Here is a 3208-nt window from a genome sequence, read left to right as displayed (position 1 = left end):
AAAGATGTCGACGAAAGTTGACTGCTTGTCCCCTGCTGCCAGGCGATCGGGGCGGGCAACCAACCGATTCCTAACTTTGTAAGGAGTAGTATGAAAAAGTTTAAAAGCCTGATGTTGGCCGCACTCGCTTCCGCTGCACTAGCAGCCCCTAGTTTTGCAGACGGTCACGCTATGAGTATGGGCGGGGAGATTGTTGTAGGCATGAAATATACGACAGTGACGCCTGATGGTGGAGACACTACCACGGTTCAAGATACCTACGTCGGTGATGTCAATGCTAAGTTGACCAGTAAGGTTAGTGATAGTGCAAGCTATGCTTTCGAATTTCTGAAAGATGATGAGAAAGCCGGTAAAGTCAGTTTCGAGATGACAGGAACGGCAACCTCGGGAGATAATTCCATCAAAGCATTTGCAGATCTTTCTGACATCACTGGTACAACGGGTTATGGTGACGTTTACATTCAGGGAAGCAACAAGACCTTGACTGTAAAAGTTGGAAAATTTGGTCAAACTGAGAATTACTCTAATGGCTTAGGATATTTCCGTGCCTCTGATTTCGGTGTGGGCAACATTGAACACATTGTTCTTTCGGACCTCGAGGGTCTTGGTTTGGGTATTAATGCTGGTGACATAAATATCACTGCCGAAGTTCCTTGGATGACCAAAGATGCAACCCATGCCTATGCCTTGACCAAGTCAGATGGAACTGGAAAGACAACCACAAATGTAAGTGGTATCCGACCAAACATCAAAATGGGCTTCGGTGACGTGAAAGTATCAGCAACTTTCTACTCACTGAGTTTTAGCGCACAAGACGGCTCAGACACAGAAGACAAGACAGATACTGCTTACCAGTTGCAGGGTCAGGTCGCTGCTGGTGCTGCAGAGGTAGGTTTGGGTTATTCAAGCAAGACCCAGAAAGATGGTAATGTCGAAACTACACCAAATGTCCTGAATGGCTTTGTAAAAGTAGGCCTTGGTGGGGGACAAAATGTAGGAGCCTCTTTTGAGGTCTTAGGAGATGGTGCTGAAGCAGACGAAACGAAGGTCACACGCATCTCAGCTTCTTATGGAATGCCATTTTTTGTGGAAGCAGTTACCCTCAAGCTGGGTGTCGGTACATCAAATGCAAACACAGACAAGGCTAACGGCGGTGGCTCAGCTAGCGGTATGGAAGCTGAGTGGTCATACGCTTTCTGAGATTCAGTTAAGCTGATTTCATTATTCTAGCAAACGGGGTTGTTCGTTTTTGCACGGGCAATCCCGTTTTTTTTTGCCTTTTGACTGGATTCCCAAGAATTTGCCCACCTGTTGCAGTAGACTAGCTTAAGATAATTGTTGCTCGTTGATCTCTGGCTAGCCAAGCGCTTTATTTTCCGCTAGGCTGGTTTCACTCCTTTCTGCCAAACTGTTTTACATTCATGGATTCCAAGGACCTGCGCCAGGTCTTCGGTCGGTTCGCCACAGGAATCACGGTGATCACGACCCGTACACCGGAGGGAGAGCAATACGGGGTAACAATCAATTCCTTTGCCTCGGTTTCGCTGGAGCCTCCCTTGGTTTCTTTTGCGCTTCAGCAGAGATCGCCAATGGGAGAGCATATTCGCCGATCTGGTGGGTATGCTGTCAACATTCTGTCGGCAGATCAACAGGAGTTATCAAATCACTTTGCCAGTGACAAACATCGGTGGCCTTTCATGGATTGGCCGTTGCTGCCCAAGCCTGCGAGCCAACCACTTTTAGCCGGTTGTCTGGCAGTACTAGAGTGCCAACTTTGGCAGGAATACGATGGGGGCGATCATGTCCTGCTGCTGGCAGAGGTACTGGACTGTCAAGCGTTTGAGAGTGAACCTCTACTTTACTATCGGAGCCGTTATGCGACGCTATAATATGGAAATTGAGAAAGGAATACCAAAGATCGGTGGCTGCTTGTCACTGGATTTGGGGCAAGATGCCAAGATGCAACCGACTCCAAAGGGCATTGTTGGCAAAAGCACAAGCTGGCTCCTGCTACTACTTTGTAGCAGCCTGTTGGCATCCTGTTTATCTACAACTCCAGATATCAATAAGCTGCGGACCTTCGCCGAAGACCGCCGTTCTGCCCCTTTTGCACCGACATTGGAAGAATTGACGCTGGAGATGCCCTTTGTTGCTGTGTTGCCGCCACGTACTCAACCGGGAGTGACGAGCTACGCCAATGACAACAGTGTGACCTTCATCAAGTCGATGATGGAAGATGCTGGCAACCTGCAAGTATTTCCTGAAGAACGCATGAGACAAGTGCTGGATTCCAACGAATATCGAATGTTGGATACCACACGTGAAGACGATGCCATCAAGCTTGGAGAAGCGCTAAGGGTCAAGTATCTGGTGATGCTCGATACATCACCAGCTACATTCTCCCACGATGATGATGATTGGAGTGCAGTCGTCACCATGCACCTCTATCAGTTGTCACCAACCAAAAAACTTGCAGAGGAAACCTTCCCATACCAGCAGTCTGAGCTAGAAGAAATGCGCATGGATCTGCGGCCCAAGCTTCAAGCAGCGCTTCCACTAAAGGCCTTTCTTGTTGAGACCTTCGAGAGACGTAAAGTTGCCAAGCTGAATGTTGGGATGGATCAGGGTGCAGAGGAATTGGATCGTTTTGCAGTTTTCCGGCGTGACCAGCGCTCAAGTCCACCAGAAATTGTGGATCACGGTGGAGGGAAGTCCAGCCGCATCACGACCCATAGCGAAGACTATGGTAAGTTGGTTGGTACCTTAGAGATCTTCCGCAGCAAGCAGAGTGAGTCCTGGGCGCTGTTGGAACCGGCGAAAGGTGAGGAAATTTTGCCAGGGGATGCTGCGTTTAAGGTCGTCCGCTATCGAACAGATCCCTTCCGTAAGATTGGCCTAGGTCGTTTCGACTGATTTCTTTTCCTGATTGGGGCTGACGTAGGCATATCCTTTTGCCCGCGTCAGCACTCCTCCTCCCGTTCGCTTCCTCCATTTTACTTCTACCGTTTCTATTCGCAACCAAGTTGATTAGTGAGACAGCTCTCATCAATTGACTGATCCTGTCGAATTTGTTAGTTCTTTTCTATACTGCTTTGGCTGAGATGATGGTTGTTATCCAGGTTGCAAAGTGCTACCTCTCTTATGCACAGTTTGCTACTAAATGTTGATTTCATTGGATGAAGTGAAAAAGTCTTCTCCACAACACAAA

At 48.2% G+C, this 3208-nt stretch carries 3 protein-coding genes; all 3 read left to right on the top strand.

All coding sequences use genetic code 11. The features are described 5' to 3' along the window. The first annotated feature begins 90 nt into the window (after positions 1–90). The 3 genes from P8O70_00190 to P8O70_00180 all read left to right on the top strand — a co-directional run bounded on the left by P8O70_00190 (position 91) and on the right by P8O70_00180 (position 2913). Positions 91–1200 (top strand): hypothetical protein, encoded by a 1110-nt coding sequence (locus tag P8O70_00190; GenBank protein MDG2195305.1) that lies wholly within the window; start codon positions 91–93, stop codon positions 1198–1200. 221 nt (positions 1201–1421) lie between these two features. After that, positions 1422–1889, top strand: a complete 468-nt coding sequence (locus P8O70_00185) for a flavin reductase family protein (GenBank protein MDG2195304.1) — start codon at positions 1422–1424, stop codon at positions 1887–1889. Continuing rightward, positions 1876–2913: a hypothetical protein gene (locus P8O70_00180; GenBank protein ID MDG2195303.1), complete on the top strand. Its 1038-nt coding sequence runs from the start codon at positions 1876–1878 to the stop codon at positions 2911–2913. The genes P8O70_00185 and P8O70_00180 overlap by 14 nt, the downstream gene beginning before the upstream one ends. Positions 2914–3208: the final 295 nt, after the last annotated feature.

This window comes from SAR324 cluster bacterium (genome assembly GCA_029245725.1).
Taxonomy (GTDB): Bacteria; SAR324; SAR324; order SAR324; family NAC60-12; genus JCVI-SCAAA005.
The sequence above is the reverse complement of the archived record's forward strand: the minus strand, read 5'-3'. Positions and strand labels throughout refer to the sequence as shown.

Bases quoted from the DNA above. Each gene is read 5' to 3' on its own strand.
- P8O70_00190 (MDG2195305.1), top strand. From the start codon at position 91: ATGAAAAAGTTTAAAAGCCTGATGTTGGCCGCACTCGCTTCCGCTGCA.
- P8O70_00185 (MDG2195304.1), top strand. From the start codon at position 1,422: ATGGATTCCAAGGACCTGCGCCAGGTCTTCGGTCGGTTCGCCACAGGA.
- P8O70_00180 (MDG2195303.1), top strand. From the start codon at position 1,876: ATGCGACGCTATAATATGGAAATTGAGAAAGGAATACCAAAGATCGGT.